Origin of the sequence: Thiemannella venezuelensis, assembly GCF_014203605.1 — a bacterium.
In the GTDB taxonomy this organism is placed as follows: Bacteria; Actinomycetota; Actinomycetes; order Streptosporangiales; family Streptosporangiaceae; genus Planomonospora_A; species Planomonospora_A venezuelensis.
Genome location: NZ_JACHJJ010000002.1, coordinates 63169 through 85526 on the forward strand (window position 1 = coordinate 63169; position 22358 = coordinate 85526).

The 22358-nt window shown below is 74.3% G+C and carries 22 protein-coding genes and 1 pseudogene; 7 read left to right on the forward strand and 16 right to left on the reverse strand.

Going from position 1 to position 22358, the window contains the following annotated elements:
* Positions 1 to 119: 119 nt before the first annotated feature.
* Both FHS22_RS03795 and FHS22_RS03800 read right to left on the reverse strand, forming a co-directional pair.
* Entirely contained in the window at positions 120 to 1370 is a 1251-nt protein-coding gene (locus FHS22_RS03795; RefSeq protein WP_184938467.1) for an MFS transporter, read from the reverse strand.
* A gap of 205 nt (positions 1371 to 1575) precedes the next feature.
* Positions 1576 to 2772: an amidohydrolase family protein gene (locus tag FHS22_RS03800; protein ID WP_184938469.1), complete on the reverse strand. Its 1197-nt coding sequence runs from the start codon at positions 2770 to 2772 to the stop codon at positions 1576 to 1578.
* 89 nt (positions 2773 to 2861) lie between these two features.
* Here FHS22_RS03800 and FHS22_RS03805 point away from each other — a divergent pair, with 89 nt between their 5' ends.
* On the forward strand, positions 2862 to 4256 hold the full coding sequence (locus FHS22_RS03805) for a type I glutamate--ammonia ligase (RefSeq protein ID WP_184938471.1): 1395 nt from the start codon (positions 2862 to 2864) through the stop codon (positions 4254 to 4256).
* Positions 4257 to 4309: 53 nt separating this feature from the next.
* On the opposite strand, the gene FHS22_RS03810 is transcribed toward FHS22_RS03805, so the two are convergent.
* Positions 4310 to 4933: a mycothiol-dependent nitroreductase Rv2466c family protein gene (locus FHS22_RS03810; RefSeq protein WP_184938473.1), complete on the reverse strand. Its 624-nt coding sequence runs from the start codon at positions 4931 to 4933 to the stop codon at positions 4310 to 4312.
* A 144-nt stretch (positions 4934 to 5077) separates the two neighbouring features.
* Between FHS22_RS03810 and FHS22_RS03815 the strand changes: the two genes are divergently transcribed.
* The gene (locus tag FHS22_RS03815) at positions 5078 to 5353 is read left to right on the forward strand and encodes a FitA-like ribbon-helix-helix domain-containing protein (RefSeq protein WP_184938474.1); all 276 of its coding nucleotides are present in this window, start codon (positions 5078 to 5080) and stop codon (positions 5351 to 5353) included.
* Positions 5350 to 5703: pseudogene (locus tag FHS22_RS39545) on the forward strand (type II toxin-antitoxin system VapC family toxin); the annotation flags it as partial. The gene FHS22_RS03815 and the pseudogene FHS22_RS39545, both read left to right, overlap by 4 nt.
* Before the next feature lie 138 nt (positions 5704 to 5841).
* On the opposite strand, the gene FHS22_RS03825 reads toward FHS22_RS39545, so the two are convergent.
* Both FHS22_RS03825 and FHS22_RS03830 read right to left on the reverse strand, forming a co-directional pair.
* A complete protein-coding gene (locus FHS22_RS03825; protein ID WP_184938475.1) occupies positions 5842 to 6363 on the reverse strand; it encodes an O-acetyl-ADP-ribose deacetylase in 522 nt (173 codons plus the stop codon).
* A gap of 135 nt (positions 6364 to 6498) precedes the next feature.
* Entirely contained in the window at positions 6499 to 7929 is a 1431-nt protein-coding gene (locus FHS22_RS03830) for a S28 family serine protease (protein ID WP_184938476.1), read from the reverse strand.
* 283 nt (positions 7930 to 8212) lie between these two features.
* Here FHS22_RS03830 and FHS22_RS03835 point away from each other — a divergent pair, with 283 nt between their 5' ends.
* Positions 8213 to 8569 carry an ArsR/SmtB family transcription factor gene (locus FHS22_RS03835; protein ID WP_184938477.1) on the forward strand — a complete coding sequence of 119 codons (357 nt, stop codon included), beginning with the start codon at positions 8213 to 8215 and terminating at the stop codon, positions 8567 to 8569.
* Entirely contained in the window at positions 8569 to 9051 is a 483-nt protein-coding gene (locus FHS22_RS03840) for an SRPBCC family protein (RefSeq protein WP_221473202.1), read from the forward strand. The genes FHS22_RS03835 and FHS22_RS03840 overlap by 1 nt, the downstream gene beginning before the upstream one ends.
* A gap of 70 nt (positions 9052 to 9121) precedes the next feature.
* On the opposite strand, the gene FHS22_RS38890 is transcribed toward FHS22_RS03840, so the two are convergent.
* From FHS22_RS38890 to FHS22_RS03865, 5 genes are all read right to left on the reverse strand, one after another.
* Positions 9122 to 10351, reverse strand: coding sequence for a lysozyme (locus FHS22_RS38890; protein WP_275955129.1), 1230 nt, complete (start codon positions 10349 to 10351; stop codon positions 9122 to 9124).
* 190 nt (positions 10352 to 10541) lie between these two features.
* Positions 10542 to 10919 (reverse strand): carboxymuconolactone decarboxylase family protein, encoded by a 378-nt coding sequence (locus FHS22_RS03850; RefSeq protein ID WP_338047577.1) that lies wholly within the window; start codon positions 10917 to 10919, stop codon positions 10542 to 10544.
* On the reverse strand, positions 10916 to 11839 hold the full coding sequence (locus FHS22_RS03855) for an NAD(P)-dependent oxidoreductase (protein ID WP_221473203.1): 924 nt from the start codon (positions 11837 to 11839) through the stop codon (positions 10916 to 10918). Before FHS22_RS03855 ends, FHS22_RS03850 begins: the two co-directional genes overlap by 4 nt.
* Positions 11836 to 12603 carry an SDR family oxidoreductase gene (locus FHS22_RS03860; protein ID WP_184938480.1) on the reverse strand — a complete coding sequence of 256 codons (768 nt, stop codon included), beginning with the start codon at positions 12601 to 12603 and terminating at the stop codon, positions 11836 to 11838. Before FHS22_RS03860 ends, FHS22_RS03855 begins: the two co-directional genes overlap by 4 nt.
* Positions 12600 to 14135 (reverse strand): aldehyde dehydrogenase, encoded by a 1536-nt coding sequence (locus tag FHS22_RS03865; RefSeq protein WP_184938481.1) that lies wholly within the window; start codon positions 14133 to 14135, stop codon positions 12600 to 12602. The genes FHS22_RS03860 and FHS22_RS03865 overlap by 4 nt, the downstream gene beginning before the upstream one ends.
* Positions 14136 to 14179: 44 nt before the next feature.
* Between FHS22_RS03865 and FHS22_RS03870 the strand changes: the two genes are divergently transcribed.
* A complete protein-coding gene (locus FHS22_RS03870) occupies positions 14180 to 14851 on the forward strand; it encodes a hypothetical protein (RefSeq protein ID WP_184938483.1) in 672 nt (223 codons plus the stop codon).
* Positions 14852 to 14925: 74 nt separating this feature from the next.
* Here the strand turns inward: FHS22_RS03870 and FHS22_RS03875 are convergent, their stop codons facing one another.
* The 6 genes from FHS22_RS03875 to FHS22_RS03900 all read right to left on the reverse strand — a co-directional run bounded on the left by FHS22_RS03875 (position 14926) and on the right by FHS22_RS03900 (position 19939).
* Positions 14926 to 15477 carry a Cif family virulence factor gene (locus FHS22_RS03875; RefSeq protein ID WP_184938485.1) on the reverse strand — a complete coding sequence of 184 codons (552 nt, stop codon included), beginning with the start codon at positions 15475 to 15477 and terminating at the stop codon, positions 14926 to 14928.
* A 23-nt stretch (positions 15478 to 15500) separates the two neighbouring features.
* Positions 15501 to 15692, reverse strand: coding sequence for a ferredoxin (locus tag FHS22_RS03880; RefSeq protein WP_184938487.1), 192 nt, complete (start codon positions 15690 to 15692; stop codon positions 15501 to 15503).
* A 19-nt stretch (positions 15693 to 15711) separates the two neighbouring features.
* Entirely contained in the window at positions 15712 to 17064 is a 1353-nt protein-coding gene (locus FHS22_RS03885) for a cytochrome P450 (RefSeq protein ID WP_338047578.1), read from the reverse strand.
* A complete protein-coding gene (locus FHS22_RS03890; RefSeq protein WP_184938489.1) occupies positions 17061 to 17912 on the reverse strand; it encodes an SDR family oxidoreductase in 852 nt (283 codons plus the stop codon). Before FHS22_RS03890 ends, FHS22_RS03885 begins: the two co-directional genes overlap by 4 nt.
* 126 nt (positions 17913 to 18038) lie before the next feature.
* Positions 18039 to 19349, reverse strand: coding sequence for a cytochrome P450 (locus FHS22_RS03895; protein ID WP_338047579.1), 1311 nt, complete (start codon positions 19347 to 19349; stop codon positions 18039 to 18041).
* 5 nt (positions 19350 to 19354) lie between these two features.
* Positions 19355 to 19939, reverse strand: coding sequence for a TetR/AcrR family transcriptional regulator (locus FHS22_RS03900; protein ID WP_338047580.1), 585 nt, complete (start codon positions 19937 to 19939; stop codon positions 19355 to 19357).
* A 197-nt stretch (positions 19940 to 20136) separates the two neighbouring features.
* On the opposite strand from FHS22_RS03900, the gene ligA reads away from it, so the two are divergent.
* Positions 20137 to 22245, forward strand: a complete 2109-nt coding sequence (gene ligA / locus FHS22_RS03905; RefSeq protein ID WP_184938490.1) for an NAD-dependent DNA ligase LigA — start codon at positions 20137 to 20139, stop codon at positions 22243 to 22245.
* The last annotated feature ends 113 nt before the right edge of the window (positions 22246 to 22358 follow it).

Below are 22358 nucleotides of genomic sequence, written 5' to 3' on the forward strand. Positions count from 1 at the left end.
GCGCTCCGGGTTCCCGGACCGGCGGTGACGCCGGGTTCGCGGGGTGGCGCCGCGCAGGCGGAGTCGTCCTGCGAACCCGGAGCCCGGCCCTTTGCGGGGGTCCGGGCTCCGGACGGGCCTCAGTGGCCTGGCAGCCGCTCCTCCTCGGTCGTCCGGGGCGTCTGCGGGGCGGCCCCCGCCGCGCCGGGGCGGTGCGGTGCGGGGACCGTCCACGCCAGGACCAGGGCGACGGCCGCCGCGGTGAGCGAGGCCAGGATGGGGAGCATCGGGGAGGCCTCGTAGAGGGCGGTGCCCAGGAGCGGGCCGGCGATGAAGGTGGCGCCCACGGTGGCGTTGATCAGACCGGCGATCGAGCCCTGCTGCTCGGCTCCGACGACCAGGGTGGGGGCGGCGGTGAAGCCGGGGATCGCGAGCCCGAGCCCCAGCGCGAGCACCGCGAAGGCCGCGGTGATCGACCACAGGTGGTGCGAGACGGCGAGCAGGGCGAAGGAGGCCGCGGCGATCGGGGCACCGGTGCGCAGCAGCCGCAGGGCGGGCCAGCCGAGCTTGGGCACCACGGCCCCCTGGACGGCGACGAGCACCAGGCCCGCGGCGAACAGGACGACGCCGACCGCGCCGGCCGTGGCCTGCGGGTCCAGGTGGAGGCGGTCGGCCACGAGGAAGCCGATGACCACCTGGACGAGGCCGAGGGACAGGTAGAGCAGGAAGCCCATGGCGAACAGGGGCCAGAGGGGCGCGCTCCAGGGCCGTACACCGGCGGCGCGCGGGCCGTCGCGCCGGACGGTGGGCGTCTGCGGCACGGTCGCGAGCACCCAGGCGGTGACCAGTGCGGTGAGCGCCGGGGCCAGGTAGAGCGGGAGCATCAGGGACAGCACGGCGAGCGCTCCGCCGCCGGCGGGGCCGAGCACGAGCGAGAGGCCCTGTACGGCGCCCACGAACCCGACGGCGCGCGTCCGCTCGGCCTCGCCGGTGGTCACGGTGCCGGCGACGGCGAGGGCCGCGACGGGGACGGCCGCGAGCCCGGCGCCGAAGACGACGCTGCGGGTGACGAGCATCAGGGTGAAGGTGACCGAGGGGGACGTCTCGCCGCCGATTCCGGCCGCGGCGACGGCGGCGAAGCCGGCCAGTCCGGCGGTCGCCAGGCCGAGCCCCGACAGGAGGACCGCGCGCAGCCCGAACCTCTGCAGGGCGTGCCCCCACAGCGGGCTGGCGACGGTCAGCGCGGCCGCGGCGACGGTGACGACGATCCCGAGCTGCGTCTCGGACAGCGCGAGCTCACGCGAGAGCGGCGCCAGGATGGGGGTGAGCAGCTGCTGCGCGGAGTACACCACGAGAACGGTGACCAGCAGCGGAGTCATGGTCTTGGGCACGGATGGGGGGTCCTCTCCGATCGGCTGTTCGCTGATGCGGTGGATGAGGCGGTCTGCAGGCCCTTGCGATGTCGATCAATCTTAGGTAAGCCTAACCTTAATGATCTCAGAAGTCCGCGTACCGAGACAACAGAAATCGTTTTCATTTTTTGCGGTGCGACCGAGCCGGCGGTGCGCGGGCCCCGCGATCGGCCCCGCGCACGCGTCAGGCGGGGAGGCGGTAGACCCGGCGGGCATTGCCGGCGCCGACCATCCCGGCGATCCGCCCGGCGTCCCGCTCCGTCCAGGAGTCGTCCTCCAACCCGGCGCGGAGCAGCTCCGAGAGCGCGCGGCGGAACAGCGCCGCACCGAGGTGGTACAGCTCCGGCAGCCCGCACGCGTCGGAGGCGTAGAGCAGCTTGCCGAACGGGGCCAGCTCCAGCGCCTCGGCGAGCAGCGCCCCGGCCCGGCGGCCAAGGTTGTGTGTGGCCAGGCTGACGTCGGCGAACACGTGCGGGAAGACCTGGGCGAGATATCCGGCCTCCCGGTGGTACGGGTAGTTGTGCAGCAGCACGACCGGCACCCCGGCCCCCGCGGTCGCCCGGAGCAGGTCGGTCAGGAGCACCGGGTTCGCCCGGGCCAGGTGCACGTCGGAGTCGCCGTAGCCGATGTGGAACTGCACCGGCAGGCCCAGGTCGAGCGCCGCGTACACCAGGAACCGGTGCAGCACCTCGTCCGCCAGCCGGGCCGGGGCGTCCGGCCGCACGCCGGCCAGCCACCGGCCCGCCGCCGCGGCGACCTCGCGGGGCCCCGGCCGGTCCGGGGCCAGCGCCAGCCCCGTCCGGTAGGCGGCGACGGACTTGGCCCCGACCACCCGGCCGCCTCCTGCTTCGGCCTCCGGGCCTTGTCCGGCTCCGGCCGTCCGGCCGCCCCCGGCGTGCACCCGCCCGGCGAGACGCTCGCGGACACGGTCGGCGAAGCCGGTCGCGGAGACCCCCGTCCCGGCCACCTCCTCGGCGACGCGCTCCAGCCGTACGATCTCGTATCCGGGCGCCCCGGCGGCCTCGGCCAGCTCGGCGGGGGAGAGCGACGGCCGGGGGGCGTATCCGGTGTCGACGCACAACCCGCCCAGCCCGGCCGCGCGCAGCAGCCGCCGGGTCACCTCCGCGTGGCCGAGCTCCGCCCGCCGGGCCAGGTACTCCTCCGGCTCCGCATGCCGGGGCAGGCCGAGCACGGGCGCGCACCAGCGGCGCACCGCCAGCCCCGCCTGCGTGTCGAACAGGCTCCCGCCCAGCGGGGAGGGGCCGTCGGCCTCGGTCAGCAGCGCCTCGAACCCGTCACGTGACAGGTCCCGCCGTACGACCCCGTGGCAGTGGTGGTCGACCAGGCGGAGCGCGGCGACCTCGGGCAGGAGTTCGGGCATCGTCGTTCCGATCGTGTGCCGGACCTGGTTCCGATCCGCATGGTAGACCTGGGAGCGACGCCCGATCCCGAACCGCGGAGGTCCAGCCGATGCCGTCGCCGGAGCCGCTGACCGCCGCGGACCGGGCCCGCCGCGCCGCCCAGGCCCGTACGGCGGCCGCCCGCCTGGCCGCCGACGGCGTCGACGGCGTCGCGGTGACCTGGGTGGACACCGGAGGCATCACCCGGGTCAAGGCGGTGCCGCTGTCCCGCCTGGAGCAGGCCGCGTCCTGGGGGGTGGGGGCCTCGCCGGTGTTCGACGCGTTCCTGCTCGACGACTCGACCGTCTCCGGCCGGTACGCCGGCGGCCCGGTCGGGGACCTGCGGCTCCACCCGGACCTGGACCGGCTCACCCGGCTGGCCGCGCTGCCCGGCTGGGCCTGGGCGCCGGCCGACCGCTACGACCAGGACGGCCTGCCGCACCCGCTGGACGCCCGCATGCTGGCCCGGCGCGAGACCGACCGGCTGGCCGGGGCGGGCTACGGGATCCGCGCGGCGTTCGAGATCGAGTGGTGCGTCTCGGCGGGCACCGGCGACGAGTTCGTCCCCGCCTGCCGGGGCCCGGCCTACGGCATGGCCCGGCTCACCGAGCTCGGCGGCTACCTGCGCGAGGTGCTCACCGCGCTGGCCGCCCAGGGGGTCGCCGTCGAGCAGGTGCACCCCGAGTACGCCGCCGGGCAGTACGAGGTCTCCGTCGCCGCGGCGGACCCGGTCGGCGCGGCGGACCTCGCCGTGCTGGTGCGCGAGACCGTCCGGGCGGTCACCGTACGGCACGGCATGCGCGCCACGTTCGCGCCGAAGGTGCTCGCCGATGGCGTCGGCAACGGCGGCCATCTGCATCTGAGCCTCTGGCGCGACGGGACGAACCTGATGTCCGGCGGCCCCGGTCCCTGCGGGCTGACGCCCGAGGGAGAGGGCTTCGCCGCGGGGATCCTGGAGCGGCTGCCCGCCCTGCTCGCCGTCGGCGCGCCGTCGGTCGCGAGCTACCTGCGGCTGGTGCCGTCGCACTGGGCCGGCGCGTTCGCCTGCTGGGGCCGGGAGAACCGGGAGGCGGCGCTCCGGCTGGTCACCGGCTCGCGGGGGGAACGGGACCGGGCCGCCAACATCGAGATCAAGTGCGTCGACCTGTCCGCCAACCCGTACCTTCTGGTCGCCGCGGCGCTCGCGGCCGGACGGGCCGGTGCCGAGGCCGGGCTCCGCCTGCCGGAGCCGGTCGACATCGACCCGGCGGGCATGGACGAGGAGACCCGGCGGAAGCGGGGGATCGCGGCCCTGCCGGGCTCGCTCGCCGAGGCCGTCGCCCTGTTCGAGGCCGACCCGGTCCTCGGTGAGGCGCTCGGGCCCGAGGTCGTCGACACCGTCGCGACGGTACGGCGGGGCGAGATCGCGCTCTTCGCCGGCGCGAGCCCCGAGGAGATCGTCGCGCGCAGCCGCTGGCGCCACTGACCGGCCGGAGCACGGCGGGACCTCGCCGGTTCCCGCCGGAGGACCGGCTCGGCTCAGTGGAGCCGGGGATCCTCGTGGGGGACGCCCTTGAGCTCGTGGAAGCCCGGGACCCCGGCCACCAGCAGCGTCCCGTCCCACAGGCGGCCGGCCTGCTCGCCGGTGGGGAGCCGGGAGACGACCGGGCCGAAGAAGGCGACGCGCCCGCCGCCGGGACCGGTGGCGGCGACGATGGGGGTGCCGACGTGCGGGCCGACGAGCCCGACGCCCTCGGCGTGCGAGGCGCGCACCGCGTCGTCGTACTCGGCCGACGTCCCGGCCTCGGCCAGCTCCACCGGGAGCCCGGCGGCGGCCAGCGCGTCCTGCAGGGAGCCCATCCACTCGTGCTCGCCGCGGTCGTTCCCGGCGGTCCACATCGCGGTGTAGAACCGGCCGAGCGCCTCCTGCCCGTGGTGCCGCCGCACGGCGGCGCAGACGCGCACCGGAACCCACAGGTAGCCCTCGGGATCGCCCTCCGGGTCGTCGTCGCGGCCCTCGTTGAGCACCGACAGGCTCATCACGTGCCAGCGGACCTCGACCGGGCGGACCTTCTCGACCTCCAGCAGCCACCGCGAGGTGAGCCAGGTGTACGGGCAGGAGGGGTCGAACCAGAAATCCGCGATCACCTTGTCCGCCGGCACAGCGCTCCTTCGCTCGTCATTCCCGGTTTCCGCCCGGACGCCCTCTCCCGATGACCGCTCCGGAACCGCCCAGCGCATTCAGCGCCCCAGCGGCCCACCCCGGCAGATGCTCGGGCACTCTGCGATCAGTGAATATATATATGCATGCTCTGCAAGCAGAATGCTGGCTTTGAAAGCATGAAGTCAGAACAGGGCAAGAACAACCGGTCCCTCTTCGTCCGGGAGGTCCCCGAGGAAGTTCACGCCGCCCTCCGGGTCCGCGCGGCCGCAGAAGGCATGTCGGTCTCGGCTTACGTGCTCCGCCTGCTGACAGGGGAAACCTCCACCCCGACGGTGGCCGAGGTGTTCGCCCGGCGGCGTGAGCCGGTGCGGCTGACCAATGAGGACATACTCTCCGCGATCCACGAGGGCCGCCGGTGAGCACACTGGTCGTCGACGCGTCGGTCCTCATCCGCGCCCTGGCGGAGTCTCCCGAAGACGAACTGCTCAGACGACGCCTGGCGAGTGTCCGGCGGCTCCATGCCGCCGGACACGTGGGAGCCGAGTTCGTCAACGGTATCCGCGGACTCGCGCTGGGCGGCAAGCTCTCCGGTGAACGGGCGGAGCAGGCGATCGAGGACTTCCTCGATCTGCCGATCTCCCGTCACCCCGTCGAGTCCACGACGAGCAGCGTCTGGGATCTCCGGGGAGACTTCAACGCCTGCGACGGTGCGTATGTCGCTCTCGCACGACGGCTCGGCGTCCCCCTGCTCACATGTGACGCGAAGCTCGGAAGAGCCGCGCCCGCGGACGTGACCGTTCACGTCTACCCGCCGCGGTGGGAGTCGTACGGTGTGCCGCTCCGCGGTCATGGCCAGGTGCCATCCGGTGATGGGTGTGACCGCGGATGCCCGGCTCGCGCCGGGGTGTCAGCCGGGCTCCGTCGCGGTGAGGGCCCGCTCGAAGGCGGCGTAGGCGTCGGGGTCGAACAGGACGAAGCGGATGTCGGTCACCTCGGTCGGGGTGGCGCGGACGGTGCCGATCGCGATACGGGCGGCGTCGTCCAGCGGCCAGCCGTAGATCCCGGCCGACACCGCCGGGAAGGCCACGCTCGCCGCGCCCAGTTCGTCGGCGACCCGCAGCGACTCCCGGTAGCAGGAGGCCAGCAGCTCGGAGCGGTCCTCCCCGGCGGAGTGGACGGGGCCGACGGTGTGGATGACCCAGCGGGCGGGGAGTTCGCCCGCCGTGGTCGCCACGGCCTGGCCGGTCGGCAGCCCCCGGCCGTAGTGCGAGGCGCGCAGCCTGCGGCACTCGGCGAGGATCGCGGGGCCGCCGCGCCGGTGGATCGCCCCGTCGACCCCGCCCCCGCCCAGCAGCGAGGAGTTGGCGGCGTTGACGACGGCGTCGACGTGCTGGGCGGTGATGTCCCCCTGGACCAGCGTGATCCGCATGCGGGCGAGTCTGCCAGAGGGGCGGGGCTCCGCCGCCGGCGCCCGCCGTACGGCCCGCGTGAGCCGTACGGCGGGCGGAGGGCCCGGCGGTGGGCCCGGCGGTGGGATCGCCCCCGCGGCGGAACGTCCGGCGGCTCAGAACGTCCGGCGGCCGGGGAGCATGTCGTCGTCGGGGACGGACGGCGGCGCGCTCCGCATGGCCGGCGGCGCGCCGGCCACCCCGGCCCAGCGGCGCAGGGTCGCCGTCGCCGCCTCGCGGTCGCCCTCGGCCAGGGCGGCGATGTCCGCCCCGTGGTTGGCCCCCGGCGCGACGTACAGGTGGGAGTCGTTCCTGCTGGGGGTGAACCGCTCCGCGCCCCACGGGTCGTTCTCGCCGTAGACGAACATCATCCGGCTGGACCGCGTCCGCACCCAGCGGTCCACGTCCGGCATCGGCCGCGGATCGTGCCGGGAGCGCAGCTCGGCGGGCAGGACCGAGTTGGGCTGGTAGAGGCCGCGGTGGCGGGTCAGGCCGCGCAGGTGCCGGAACTTCAGCTCGGGCCAGCCGAGCTGGGTGGCCGCCTGGTAGTAGTACGGCGTGTAGTACTCGATGCCCTGGTCGGTGTAGAACGACCAGCCCGCCACGGAGTCGATCCAGGCGTAGAGCTCGTCGTCGGAGGCGGTGGCGGGCGGCACGGCCGCGCAGTCGGCCGCGGTGGAGTACTGCCAGAACGCCCACACCGTGTCGAGCACCGTCATCTCGAACGACCGGTCGGCGGTGCCCAGCGTCCGGGTGAAGGTGTAGCCGTTCTGCGCGGCGTACGCCTCCAGCCTGGGCACCAGCCGGTCGCGGCGCCTGAGCGCCTCCTTCTGCACGGTGTCCAGCGCGCTGCGGCAGGCCGCGTCGCCGACGTTCGCGAAGAACGCGTCGTAGGCGCGGTCGGCGGGGTTGACCCGGTCGTTCGGGGCGACGTAGGCCACCACGCCGTCCACGTCGCCGGGGTAGAAGCGCCGGTGGTAGACCGAGGTCATGCCGCCCTTGCTCGCACCCGTCTGGATCCACTTGCCGCTGTAGACCGTCTTGAGCGCCTGGACGATGCGGTGCTCGTCGCTGGCCTCCTGCCAGATGTCGAGTTTGCGCCAGTCCGCCGGGTCCGGCCGGGACGAGCGGAAGAAACGGTGCTCGACCGAGACCTGGTTGCCGTCGAGCAGCCGGGTCGGCTCGGTCCGGGAGGCGGCCGGGTTCACCGGCAGGCCGTATCCGCCGGTGAAGAGCACCACCGGAGCGGTCTCGGCGCGGTGCAGCAGGGTGAGCCGCTGCTGGTAGGTGCCCTTGCCGGGGTCGCGGTGGTCCACCGGCTGGGTGAAGGTGAGGACGAAGAACCGGTAGCCGGACGGCTGGGTCTCGGAGACCACGCTCAGGCCGGGAACGGCCTTGAGCCTGGAGAGAAGGGGGTCTTCGGCCGCTGCGGCGGGCGGGGCGGGCGGGGCGGGCGGGGCGGTCCGCGCTCCGGCCGGAAGGGCGACAGAGCCGGTCGTGAGCAGGGCGAGGACGAGAGCGGGGATCACCCGGGTTCGCACGGTCATGCCTCCTGGGGGTGGTGCCGCCGCAGACGCGCGGCCCGGCCGGGGCGGGGGCCCGCGCTCCGGTGACGGTCGGGAGATGAGCGCCTCGCCGCCACCCTAGTGAGATCCGCCGCGGTTCATGAGATCTTTCCGGCGATCGGATCGGCAGGAGCCCTCTGGGGCCGTCGTGTTCCTGCTCCGCCGTACCGGCGCCGGCGGGGCGGCCTGCGGGCCGGGGGTTGACGGTCCGGAGCGGGTGCGTGTATAAAACCAATCAGTTATACAACTAAGAGGTTATGAATGTATGGACACTGACGAGCTCGACGCGACCTTCGCGGCGCTGGCCGACCCGACCCGCCGGGCGATCCTCGCCCGGCTGGCCTCGGGCGAGGCCACCGTGACGGAGCTGGCCGCGCCGTTCGCCATGAGCCAGCCGGCGATCTCCAAGCACCTCAAGGTGCTGGAGCGGGCCGGCCTCGTCTCGCGCGGCCGCGACGCGCAGCGGCGGCCGTGCCGGCTCGAGGCGCGCCCGCTCAGGGACGCGGCCGGCTGGCTGGAGGACTACCGGGGTTACTGGGAGGAGAGCTTCCAGCGCCTCGACACGCTGCTCGACGAGCTGAAGAGCGCCGAGGGCGGCGACCGGCGACCGGGAGACCACTGATGTCACTCATGAAGGACTCCGCGGCGCTGACGGTGACGACACCGGCGGACACGGAGATCGTGCTGACGCGGCGGTTCGCCGCGCCGCGCCGGCTGGTCTTCGACGCGTGGACCAGGCCCGAGCTGCTCAGGCGCTGGTACGGCGCGCGCGGCTGGAACCTGGTCGTCTGCGAGGTCGACCTGCGGGTGGGCGGTGCCTGGCGCTTCGTGTCCCGGGGCCCCGGCGGCGAGGAGATGGGCAGCAGGGGCGTGTACCGGGAGGTCGCGCCGCCCGGACGCCTGGTGTTCACCGAGTCGTACGACGACCGGTGGTTCCCGGGCGAGACGCTCGTCACCACGGTCCTCACCGAGCAGGGCGGCACGACGACGCTCACCGGCACGCTGACCTTCCCGTCGAGGGAGGTCCGCGACGCCGTGCTGGCCTCCCCGATGGAGCGCGGCGTCGGCGAGAGCTGCGACCGGCTCGCCGAAGTGCTGCGCTGAGTCCCGGCCGGAGGTGTCCGGCTCGGGGGCCGGACTCCGGCGGAGGGCCCGCGCCGGAGTCCGCCGGGCGTCAGCGGACGTCGACGTAGTCGGTGCCGCTCCTGGCGGCCAGGCGCCGGGCGTCGCCCTTGTAGACGGCCTGCCAGGTTCCGTCCCGGCCCGCCGTGACCGCCTTGCGGAACGTGCCGTCGGCGGCGGTCGTGACGGTGCCCGCCGTACGCCAGGCCGCCGAGCCGCGGGACCTGAACATGATGGAGACCTTCTGCCTGGCGGCGGCCTGCCGGGTGCCGGAGGCGGTGTACTGGCTCAGGGTGCCGACGACCGTCATCTTCCGGCCGCGCCGGATCGGGTCGGGTCCGGTGGTGACGAAGGAGACGCGGGTGGCGGCCTTGGCCGTGCCGCTCGCGGTGGTCTTGGCGGGCACGGTGGTCTTGGCGGGGGCGGTGGTCTTGGCGGGCACGGTGGTCTTGGCGGGGGCGGTGGTCTTGGCGGGCACGGCGGCGCCCTGACCGGTGGCGAGCTGCCTGAGCTGCTCGTAGGTGCCGTTGAAGGCGTTCTGGTCGCCGGGGAAGACGCCGGAGTCGGCGTACTGCCAGATGGTGTGCCGGGTCCAGCCCGAGGGGAGTGCGCCGACGGAGGAGGAGTAGCGGGCGATCCAGAGCGGATGGTCGCCGAAGGCGGCGCTCCCGCCGGTGCAGGTCTGCCACCAGTAGGCGTTGGTGTAGATGACGGGCCGCCGGCCGGTCAGGGCGAGGTAGCGGTCGCTGAAGTCGCGGATCCAGCCGGTCATCCGGGCGGGGGAGAGCCCGTAGCACGTGTCCAGGCCGTTGGAGGACCGGTAGGGGTTGAACTCGATGTCGAGCGCGCCGGGCAGGGTCCGGCCGTCGGCGGTCCAGCCGCCGCCGTTCCGGACGAAGTAGTCGGCCTGGGCGGCGCCGCCGGACTTGTGCGGGAGCGCGAAGTGGTAGGCGCCCCTGATCAGGCCGGCCTGCCGGGCGCCCGAGTACTGGGCGGCGAAGGAGGGGTTGCGGTAGGTCAGCGACTCGGTGGCCTTGACGTAGGCGAACCGCCCGCCCGCGCCGTACACCGACGTCCAGGAGACGTTCGGCTGGTAGGAGCTGACGTCCAGCCCCTGCGGGCCCGCCGGTGCGGACGCGGCCAGTGCATGGGAGGGGGCCAGTGCGGGGGAGGGGGCGAGCGCGGGCGCGGGGGACGCGGCCAGGGCGGGCCCGGGAACGGCCGCGGAGGAGGCGGAGGCGAGGACCAGGCCGCCGAGGAGAAGTCCGGACAGACGTTTCATTCGCCCCATCCCTCACAGGACGCCGTACGGCGTCGGCTTTCCTCCTCTCTTTCGGCGGCACCCGGGCCTGCCTGAGGGTGGTGAGGGTGGTGCGGAGAGTGATCTGCGACACACGCGGCCGCGCGGGCGGTGCTCCCGCACGGCCGCTACCGGATGCGCCCGCGGCGCTCCGGCCCAGCGGGGGAGCGGGTCAGTCCCGCGGCTCGCGTGCGGCCCGCTCGTGTTTGGCGATCAGGCCGTCGATCTGGACGCTCAGCCGGGCGCCGAGCGGCCAGCCGATGTAGTGGGTGAGGAAGACGGCCACCTCGCGGAGCTCGTCGGGGGAGAGCTCGGCGTTGGCCAGGGCCGCCGGGATCTGGATGTCGAGCACGTCGTTGAGGCCCTGACCGGCCAGCATGCCGATCAGCAGGAGCCGCCGGTCGCGCATCGAGAGACCGGGGCGGGTCCAGATCTCGGCGAAGAGGTGGTCGACGGTGATGCCGAAGAAGTCGCCGGGGGCGTCGCCGACCTCCCAGCCGTAGACCTGGCGCATCATCTCCAGCCCGCGCCGCCGTCGCTCGTCGCTCACCGTGTCTCCTCGGGGGTCGTGGTCATGCGGGCGGGGAGGCCGAGGCCATCGGCGAGCCGGGCGAGCGCGAGCCGGGCCAGGGGGGTGTCGACGCCGTGCTCGGCGGCCAGGTCGAGGGCGAGGGACAGGTCCTTCTCGCCGAGCGCCAGCACGTGCTCCATGATCCCGTACAGCGGGTCGCCGGGGCCGAGCGGCGCGGTGGCGGGGCGGATCATGATCGCGCCCGGCCCGCCGGTGACGGCGTCGGAGTGCCTGACCACCCGGGCGAGCCTGCGCAGCGAGATCCCGGCCGCCTCGGCGAGCCGCTGCGCCTCGGCGGCGGCGGCGAACGCGGTGAAGTGCAGCAGGTTGCGGGCGAGCTTGGCCCGGGTGCCCGCACCGACCGGCCCCATGTGCAGGACGAGGTCGGCCCAGGCGCCGAAGGGCTCCCGGCAGCGGGCGAAGGCCTCCTCGGCGCCGCCGACCATGACGGCGAGGGTGCCCGCCTCGGCGCCCATGAAGCCGCCGCTGACCGGCGCGTCGACGACCTCGACCCGGTACGGCCGCGCCCGCTCGGCGAGCGCCTGCGCGGTGCCCGGCCGGATCGTCGAGTGGACCGCGAGGATCGTGCCGGGGGCCGCCGCGGGGAGGATCCCGGCCGCGACCTCGTCCACCTGGGCGTCGTCCCTGACCATGATCGAGATGATCCGGCAGGCGGCGGCGACCTCGGCGGGGCTCGCCGCGGCCCTGGCTCCGCCGTCCACCAGCGGGGCGACGGCCTCCGGCCGGGTGTCGTGGACGACGAGGCCGCGGCCGGTCAGGTGCCGCGCCATGGGGGCGCCCATCTGGCCCAGCCCGATGAAGCCGTACGGCACGTTCGCATCCGACGGCCCGTTCCCGCGGGGCGGGTCGTGCGGGCCGGGGGCGGCAGCGGCGGTCAAGAGCGGAACACCTCGCCGCCGTCGACGTTGAAGATCTGCCCGGTGATCCAGGACGCCTCGTCCGAGAGCAGGAACAGGCACATCCCGGTCAGGTCCTCCGGCGTGCCCAGCCGCTTGAGCGCCAGCTTGTCGCGGACGATCTTCTTCACCATGCCCTCCGGCACGACCGCGCGGTTGGCCTCGGTGTCGATCGGGCCGGGCGCGATCGCGTTGACCCGGATCCCCATGCCGCCGAGCTCGTGGGCGAGCTGCTGGGTGATCCCGTTGACCCCCGCCTTGGCCAGGCCGTAGAAGCCGGAGTACTGCCAGGCCGCGGTGGACGACTGGTTGACGATCGCCCCGCCGCCGCGCCGCTCCAGGTGCGGCCGGACGGCGCGGGCGCACAGCAGCGCGCCGTCCATGTTCACCGCCATGAACCGCTTGTAGTAGTCCCAGTCCACGGTGAACAGGAAGTCCAGCCGCATGGTGCCGAAGATCGCGGCGTTGTTGACCAGGTAGTCGATGCCGCCGAAGCGCCCGGCCGCCGCGTCGGCCATGGCCTGGACCGAGGCGGGGTCGGAGACGTCGGTGTGGACGTACAGTCCCCCGACCTCCTCGGCGACGGCCGCGCCCCGCTCGCCGACGTCGGCGATCACCACGCTCGCGCCCTCCGCGGCCAGCGCCCGCGCGTACGCCTCGCCGATGCCCTGCGCGGCGCCGGTGACGATCGCCACCCTGCCCTCGAAACGGCCGCCCTCGAAACGGCCGCCCTCGAAACGGCTCATACGGCTCCTTCCCCGGCGGCCGCGGCTCTCCCCGCGTCCCCGGTCCCCTTCCCGGTCCGGGCCCCCGCGCCCCCGGCCGGCGCGATCTCCGCGATCGCCTTGGTCTCCAGGTACTCCTCGAACCCGGCCACGCCCATCTCGCGGCCGATCCCCGACTGCTTGTAGCCGCCGAACGGCACGTCCGCGCCGTACCAGACGCCGCCGTTGACGCTGACGGTCCCGGTCCGCAGCCGCCGGGCCACCGCCCGCGCCCGCTCCGGGTCGCCGCCGTGCACCGCTCCCGAGAGCCCGTACGGCGAGTCGTTCGCGATCCGCACGGCGTCGTCGTCGCCGTCGTGCGGCATGATCACCAGCACCGGGCCGAAGATCTCCTCCCGCGCGGTGCGGGAGTCGTTGGTCAGCCCGGTGACCAGGGTCGGCTCGATCCAGAAGCCCTTGTCCCGCCCCGGCGGCCGGCCGCCCCCGGTGGCGAACGACCCGCCCTCGGAGCGCGCGAGATCCAGGTAGCCCTCGATCCGCTCCCGCTGCCGGGCGGAGATGACCGGGCCGCAGACCGTGCGGTCGTCGCGGGGGTCGCCGGTGCCGAGCTTCGCCATCGCGGCGGCGGTGATCTCCACGGCCTCGCCGTACCGGGCGCGGGGGACGAGCAGCCGGGTGGTGATCGCGCAGCCCTGCCCGGCGTGGGTGACGGCGGTGAAGGCGGCGTAGGAGCAGGCGCCGCGCAGGTCGGCGTCGTCGAGCACGATGAAGGCGGACTTGCCGCCCAGCTCCAGGAAGACCCTCTTGAGGGTCTCCGCCGCCTCGCGCATGACGGCGCGGCCGGTCTGCGTGGAGCCGGTGAAGGAGACCAGGTCCACCCGGGGGTCGGCGGAGAGCATCGCCCCGAGGACGTGGTCGGCGCCGGTGACGACGTTGACGACGCCGGGCGGGATGTCGGTCTCCTCGGCGACGACCACGCCGAGCGCGGCCGCGCACCAGGGCGTGTCGGGGGCGGGCTTGAGCACGACCGTGTTCCCGGCGGCGAGCGCCGGTCCCAGCTTGGCCAGGTTGATCTGGTGCGGGAAGTTCCACGGGGTGATCGCTCCGACCACGCCCACCGGCTCGCGGACCACGCGCCGGTCGCTGGCCATGCCCATGGGCGAGGCCCGCCCGAGGTCGTGCTCCCAGGCGTAGCGCTCGGCGAGGCCGGCGAACCAGGCCAGGTCGGCGACGGGCGCGTCGAGCTGCGCGCCGTACGTCAGGAACCTGGGCGCGCCGGCCTCGGCGACGGTGAGCTCGCGCAGCTCGCCCGCGTGGCGGGTGAGCGCCTCGGAGAGCTGCCGCAGGCAGCGGACGCGCAGGGCCGGGTCGGTGGCCCAGCCCGAGTCGTCGAAGGCGCGGCGGGCGGCGGCGATCGCGTGGTCCATGTCCTCGCGGGTGGCGTCGGCGGCCTCGCCCAGGACCTCCTCGGTCGCCGGGTCGACGGTCTCGAAGCGGTGACGGCCGGGGAGGAGTCCGCCGTCGATCAGGAGCGGTGACGAGTTACCGAGCAAGCGACCGGTTGTTCTGGACACGTGTCCAGACTACAGTTCGCCCCATGACGGAACGCAAGGACTATTCCGGAGAATTCGATCCGGGCTTCCGCTTCGAGGACCTCTCGAAGGAGGCACTGGTCCGCCTCGTCCGGGAGTACGGCCTGATCGTTCACCTGCTCGACCGCGCCGCCCTCACCGCGGTGGGCCTGCGGTACGGCCAGCGCGTGGTCGAGGAGATCGCCATCGACGAGTGGCGAGGCGCCAGCCCGATCTACACCGACCGCATCCGGGAGATCATGAGGATCGAGGGGGACGGCGTCTCGGCGATCTTCAAGTGCCTCCAGCTCGACCCCGGCTTCGCCCAGCACTACATGGACGTGGAGTACGAGCTGGTCTCCGAGACCCACGGCTTCTTCCAGCTCCGCACCTGCGGGGCGCTGCTGGACGTCGAGCCGTTCGGGGAGCGGTCGATCCGCGGCATGTGCCACCACATCGAGGACGGCACCTTCGACTGGACCGCCCAGGCGGTCAACCCGCGCGCCCGCATCCGCCCGGTCCACCGCCCGCCCCGCGCGCCGGCCGGGCGGGTCCCGCACTGCCGCTGGGAGGTCGTCATCGACGAGGAGACCGAACCGGTGGGGGAGGCCGAGATCACCCGCATGACCCGGGGGACCACGGCCGCCCGCTTCCGCTTCCCGCCGATGCGCGACGGCACCCCGCACGTGCCCGCCTGACCGCGCCCGCCCGCGCCGTACGCCTCCGCGGACCGGCGGTGTACGGCGCGCGCCCTCCCGGCGGGCCGGGGCGGTCACCAGATGGGGACCGGGCTCTCGCCGCGCCGGTAGTAGCCGGGGACCGCCCCGCCCGAGGCGGCGCGGTCCAGCCGGCGCCTCATGCCGTCCGAGAGCGTCCCGGCCTTCATCATCTCCACGAACAGCGAGGTGACGTTCCCCAGGTCGAACCAGTCGCGCTGCCAGGACCACCGGAAGCCGCCGCCGTACCGGAACCAGCTCCCGCCGATCCCGGCCACCTCGTAGGTTCCCCCGCCGGGCCGTTCGGCGTCGGCGAGCTGCTTCCAGAAGCCGACCACCTGGCCGCTGCGGTCGTCGACGAGGATGCTCTGGTACGGATACGACCAGCCGTCCAGGCCGCCCATCTCCGAACCCAGGGCCAGATCGCGGATCTCGTCCCGGCCCACCGCCATGAAGTCCCGGCCCGGGCCGACGTTCCAGCCGTAGGTCGCGTCCTCGGTGTAGAACTCGGCCAGCGGGCGCCAGTCGCCCGCCTCCTCGCAGCGCCGGTTGGCCTCCAGCCACCGGTTCACCATCTCGTCCAGCTCGTCGCGGTCGAAGGCGGGCATGGGTCTCCTCGCGGGTTCGGGGGTCACGGGACCAACTTGAGCGCCCGGGTCGGGCAGTAGCGGACGGCGGCCTCGACCTCGCGGCGCAGGGACTCGGGCGGCCCGGGATCGAGGACCCGGACCTTGCCCTTCCGGGGCACCTCGAAGACGTCCGGAGCCTCCAGCTCGCACACGGCGTGCCCCTGGCACAGGTCCAGGTCGGCCTCCACCCTCACGGCAGCCTCCCCGGGCCGGTCACGGCCGCCGCCTGCGGTAGCGCACCGCGCACGGCCGGGCGAGCTGCACGACCATCTTCGAGTGGTCGTTGCGGTAGGAGTCCGGCTCCTGGGCGAGGGAGAACTCCCAGTCCCGCAGGAGCACCGAGAAGATCGCCTTGAGCTGGATCATCGCGAAGTTCGCGCCCACGCAGCGGTGCCGTCCGGCCCCGAACGGCACCCACGTCCACCGGTTGAGCACGTCCTCCTCGCGGGGCACGGCGTAGCGCGCCGGGTCGAAGACGTGGGGGTCGGGGAAGTCGGAGGCGATCCGGTTGGAGACCGCCAGGCTGCAGCCGACCATCGTCCCGGCCGGGATCCGGTGTCCCAGCACCTGCTGGTCGGACTTGGCCACGCGCAGCAGCAGGATGAGCGGCGGGTGCAGGCGGAGCGTCTCCTTGACCGCCGCCTCCAGCCGGGGGATCTCCCTGAGCGCCTGGAAGCTGACCTCCGCCCCGCCCGCGTACAGGCCGTCCAGCTCCGCGACGACCCCGCGCAGCGCGTCCGGGTGGCGCAGCAGCTCGATCAGCGTCCAGGCGGCCGTGCCGGAGGTGGTGTGGTGCCCGGCGAACATCATCGAGATGAACATCCCGGTGACCTGGTCCGCGGAGAACCGCTCCGAGCCGTCCTCCTGCCGGATCGACATCAGCACGTCGAGGAGGTCCCGCTCCTCGCGGGGCGGGCGCGGCCCGGCGGCCCGCTCGTCCATGATCTCCTGCACGAGCGCGACGAGCTGCACGCGGGCCGCGTCGCGGCGGCGGAAGCTCTCGATGTCGGCGTACGGATCGACGTAGGCGAGCGCGTCCGTGCCCCGCTCCAGGTCGTGGTAGAGCTCGGCGAAGCGCCGGTCGAGCCGCTCCCGGAACCGCTTGCCGATCAGGCACGCCGAGGAGGTGTAGATGGTCAGCTCGGCGAACCAGTCGAGCAGGTCGATATCGCCCTCCCCGCCCCACGCCGCGGTCATCCGGTCCACCTCGGCGGCGATCGTGGCGGCGTGGCCCTTCAGGAAGGAGCCCTTCAGCGCCTGGTTGTGCAGGGCCTCCCGGCGCTGCTCCGGGGTGGCGTCGAAGACGACGCCCTCACCGAAGATCGGCGTCATGAAGGGGTACGCCTCGGCCTGGTCGAGGTCCTCGTCGGGGGCGCGGAAGAAGAACTCGTTGGCCTCCGCGCCGGAGAGCAGCACCACGGGCCGCCCGGCCAGCCGGAACTCGCCGACGTCGCCGCACTCCTCGCGGACCCGCCACATCAGGGAGATCGGGTCGGCGCGGAGCTCCTCCAGGTGGTCGGGGCCGCCGGAGACGACGGGAGGCCGCCCCACCGCCGCGCGGCTCACCGCTCCACCTCCGGGACCGGGGCGGGGGCCGCGCCCGCCGCTCCGGAGGCCGGAGGCGGTCCGGACGCCGGGGGCCTGGCGACCGCCGCCTCCGGCTGGACCTCCACCAGCGTCAGGTGGGTGCCGCGCGGCGCGGCGACGACGGCGGCGACCACCGCGGCGACGTCCTCGGCCCGGAGGAAGTACGGGTGCCGGGCGAGGCCCCACCTCACCCACTCCTCCAGGACCTCCCCGGTCGTCTCCGCGTCCCAGCCCATGCCCATGCCGGTCATGGTCGGGCCGGGCCGTACCACCGAGGCCCGCACCCCGGTGCCCTCCAGCTCCATCTGCAGCGCCCTGGCCATGCCCTCCACGCCGTTCTTGGCCGCGACGTACGCCCCCATCCGGGTGCGCGGGGCCCGCACGACGTCGGAGGAGACGAGGACCACGTCGCCCCGGCGCCGCGCGACCATGCCGGGCACGACGCGGGAGACCAGGCGGTGCGCGCCCACCAGATGGACCTGGAGCTGCGCGGCGAAGTCATCGGAGGCCAGTTCGTGGACGCGCTCGGCGCCCAGGTCGCCGGCGCCCGAGACGACGATCTCGGGATCGCCGAGGGCCGCCGCGGCGGCGGAGACGAAGCGGTCGACCGAGCCGGAGTCGGAGACGTCCAGCGGGTGGGCGACGGCCTCGCCGCCGTCCTTGCGGATGGTCTCGGCGATCTCCTCGCACCGGTCCGTACGGCGTGCGCCGAGGGCGACCGGATGGCCCGCGGCGGCCAGTAGCACGGCGGTGGCGGCGCCGATCCCGGAGGAGGCCCCGGCGACCAGCGCGGGACGGCGTTGCGGATGGGGTTCGAATCGGGGCATGGGCGCGATCTCCAGACACTGAATGCGGTTCACGGCGCGGTTCGGGACGGGGGCGGAGACGTTCACCGCCCGGTTCGGGGAGGGGTGCGGTCACGAGGACGGCATGCGGTCAGGACGGGGTAGCGGTCAGGACGGGGTGCGGTCGGGACGGGTGCGGAGGTCCACGGAGACGGGCAGGGCGGCGAAGCCGCGGACGTTCACCGAGTGCACGCGCACGGCGCCCGCCTCGTCGACCTCGTAGCCCCGGACCCGCCGTACGAACTCGGTCAGCGCGATGCGCGCCTCCAGCCGCGCCAGGCCGGCGCCCAGGCAGAAGTGCCGCCCGCCGCCGAAACTGACCATCTGCGAGGTGTCGCGGTCGAGGTCGTAGGCGTCCGGTTCGGGGAAGGCCCGGGGGTCGCGGTTGGCCGCGCCGACGAGCAGCAGCATCCGGTCCCCGGCGGGCACCGTACGGCCGTGCAGCTCGGTTTCCTCGGTGACGGTGCGGGCGAGGGCCTGGCTGGAGGCGTCGTAGCGGAGCGTCTCCTCCACCCAGTCGGCGACCCGGTCCGGGTCGCCCAGGGGCTTGGCCAGCTGGGCCGGGTTGCGCCGCCCCCAGTAGAGGGCGTTGGCCAGCAGCTTGGTGGTGGTCTCGTTGCCCGCCACCACCATCAGGAAGAGGAACGCGATGATCTCCGCCTCGGTGAGCCGGTCGCGGCCCTCCTGGGCGGTCACCAGCGCGGAGGTGAGGTCGCCGCCGGGTCTGCGGCGGCGCTCGGCGACCAGGTCCTGGTAGTAGCCGACGAGGGTGAGCGAGGCCTCCATCCCGGCGGGCGGGACGTCGTTGAGGCCCTCCTCGCGGTGGACGACCAGGTCGGCCAGGCGGCGCAGCTCGTCCCGGTCGGCCTCGGGCACGCCCATCAGCTCGCAGACGACGTCCATCGGAAGCCTGCCCGCGACGTCGGCGACGAAGTCGAACTCGCCCTTCTCCAGGGCCGGGCCGAGGTGGCGGCGGGTCAGGCGCAGGACGTCGCCCTCCAGCTCGCGGACCCGGCGCGGGGTGAAGCCCTTGGAGACCAGGGAGCGCATCCGGGTGTGCGAGGGCGGGTCCATGCCGAGGAAGGACATCGTCCGGTGCGCGTCCGGGCCCCAGGCGCTCGGGTCGAGGGAGACGCCGTTGGCGTTGGAGTAGCGCTCGTGGTCCCGGAACGCGGCCGCCACGTCGGCATGGCGCGACAGGGCCCAGAAGCCGAGGGCGTCGTCGCGGTAGAGGGGGGCCTCCTCCCGCAGCCGCGCGTACGTGGGGTAGGGGTCCTCGTGGATCGCGTAGTCGTAGGGGTCGTAGGCGACCGGGCCGCGCGCGGTCCGGTCGTCCACGGCCCCATCGTCCACGGTCCGGTCACGCACGGCCCGGTCGTCCACGGCCCCATCGTCCGCGGCCTGGGGGGACGGTTCCACGGTGGTCACCTCACGATCAGCTCGGCGATGTCGGCGAGCCGGTCGGCCATCTCCCCGTAGGAGGTGTGGCCCATCCCGGCCTGGAGGAGCGCGCCCGCGTAGGCGAGCTCCAGCGCGTCGACGGTCCTGCGGTCGGCGCGCGCGCCGAGGGCGGCCCGCAGGCGGCGGCGGACGGCCAGACCGATCCGGGCGCGCAGCTCCTGGACGTCGGGGTCGTTGCCGAGCATCGCGGCCGTGCAGGCCGCGGCGAGCCGCGGCTCGTCCGAGACCAGCAGCGTGATCTCCCGGAGCACCGCGACCACGCGCTCGCGCGCCTCCTCCGGCAGCGGTTCCGCTGGGGCCTCCACCGGCGGCAGCGCGCTCAGGCGACGCCAGAACACCTCGGTGACCAGGTGGTTCCTGGAGGCGAAGTAGGTGTAGGCCGTGGCGGGCGCGACCCCGGCGCGCCGGGCGACGTTGCGAACGGTCAGCCCGTCGGACCCGGTCTCCCGGACCTCCTCGACGGCCGCCTCGGTCAGGCGCCGCACGGTGTCGGCCTGGCGCTCGGTCAGCCGTCGCCGCGTGGGCTCCGCAGTCAACTTTCCGGACACGTGTCCAGACGTTAGTCCAGCCGCTCGACTTGCACAAGCGATTGCTCGGTGGCTCTTGCGTCGCGGTTCGCTGCGGCCGGGCCGGTTCCGGCGCGCCACCGCCCCCGCTGGGCGCCGAAACCCGCCGTGATTGTGGTGGTCCAGGGCCTCTCAGCCGGGATGCGGGGAATGTCGGTGGCGGCAGGCACGATGGGCACATGACTGACGCGCCCCCTGCCACCGTTCTCGCCGACCAGGTCGAATACGCCCGCGCCGTGCGGACGGCCGTCGAGGCCGCCGCCGCCTACTACGGGACCGGTGACTCCGGGCTGGACGACGACGCCTACGACCGCCTGGTCCGCGGAATCGAGGCCTACGAGGCCGCCCACCCCGGCCAGGTGCTCCCCGGCTCGCCCACGGGCAAGGTCGCCGGCGGCGCCGTGGCCGGGGACGTCCCGCACACCGTCCCGATGCTCAGCCTGGACAACGTGTTCTCCGCCGAGGAGCTCGCCGGCTGGGCGGCCGGGCTGGAGCGACGCCTGGGCAGGCCCGTCACGGCGTGGAGCGTGGAGCCGAAACTGGACGGGCTCGCGGTCTCCGCCCGCTACCGCGCCGGCCGGCTGGCGCAGCTCGTGACGCGCGGCGACGGCGCGGCCGGGGAGGACGTCTCGCACGCGATCGGCACGGTCCTCGGCCTGCCGGAGAAGCTCACCGAGCCGGTGACGGTGGAGATCCGCGGCGAGGTGCTGATGACCGCCGCCCAGTTCGAGGCCGCGAACGCGGCCCGCACCGGCCACGACGGCACGACGTTCGCCAACCCGCGCAGCGCCGCCGCCGGGACGCTGCGCGCCAGAGACCGGGCCTACCGGTGCGAGATGACCTTCTTCGGGTACGGCGCGCTCCCGCTCCCGCCCGACGACGGCTCCGAGCTCGCCGGGAGGCTCCGGGAGCTGCCGCACAGCGAGATCATGGAACTGGTCGCCGCCCTCGGCGTGCAGACCACCGGCGCCACCCCGGTCGCCGGGGTCGCCGTCGCCACGGTGGAGCAGGCGCAGGCCCGCATCGAGGAGGTCGCCGCCCTCCGGGCCGAGCTGCCGTTCGGGATCGACGGGATCGTGGTCAAAGCGGACCTGGCCGCCGACCAGGCGCAGGCCGGATCCGGCTCGCGGGCACCCCGCTGGGCGATCGCCTACAAGCTCCCGGCCGTCGAGAAGATCACCAGGTTGCTCGGCGTGGAGTGGAACGTCGGCCGCACCGGGATCATCGCGCCGCGCGCGGTGCTGGAGCCGGTCCGGCTGGACGGCAGCGTGGTCACCTACGCCACGCTGCACAACCCGGCCGACATCGCCCGCCGCGGCCTCATGCTCGGCGACTCCGTGACCGTCTACAAGGCGGGCGACGTGATCCCGCGGGTCCAGGCCCCGGTGGTGCACCTGCGGACCGGCGACGAGCAGCCGATCGCCTTCCCCGAGGCCTGCCCCCGGTGCGGCGGCGACCTCGACGTCTCCCAGCAGCGCTGGCGGTGCGCCCGCGGCCGGGCCTGCCACGCGGTCGCCTCGGTGAGCTACGCGGCCGGGCGCGACCAGCTCGACATCGAGGGGCTGGGCCAGACCCGTGTCGTGCAGCTCGTCGACGCCGGGCTGGTCACCGACTTCGCCGACCTGTTCACCCTCACCCGCGAGCAGCTGCTCACCCTGGACCGGATGGGGAGCACCAGCACCGACAACCTGCTGGCGGCCATCGAGCAGGCCAAGGGCAAGCCGCTGAACAAGGTGTTCTGTGCGCTGGGCGTCCGGGGGACCGGCCGGTCGATGTCGCGGCGGATCGCCCGCCACTTCGGCTCGATGGACGCCGTCCGCGCCGCGGACGCCGAGGCGCTCCAGGCCGTGGAGGGCGTCGGGCCGGAGAAGGCCGCGCTGCTGGTGGAGGAGCTCGCCGAGCTCGCCCCGCTCATCGGGAAGCTGGTGGCGGCGGGCGTCAACATGACCGAGCCCGGGGTGACCGCGCCCGGCGCCGTGCCGGACGGGACGGAGGACCTGGAGGGGGCGGAGGTGGCACAGGCGGCTCCCGCGGCGGAGCTGCCGCTCGCCGGGATGGCCGTCGTGGTGACCGGTTCGATGAGCGGCCCGCTGGAGGCGCTGTCCCGCACCCAGATGAACGAGCTGATCGAGCGGGCCGGAGGCAGGGCCTCCTCCAGCGTCTCGGCACGCACCTCCCTGCTCGTGGCGGGCGAGAAGGCCGGCTCCAAGCGGGACAAGGCGGCCTCGCTGGGCGTGCGCATCGCCACTCCGGAGGAGTTCGCCGACCTCGTCGCCGCCTTCGTCTGACCTTACGGCGCCCGGTCGCCCGGCCCGGACCTCCGGCGGCCCTGACCGGCCGGGCCGCCGGGCGGGGCTACCGCGCTCCCGGCGGATCCCCCGATACTGGGAGCCGATCATGG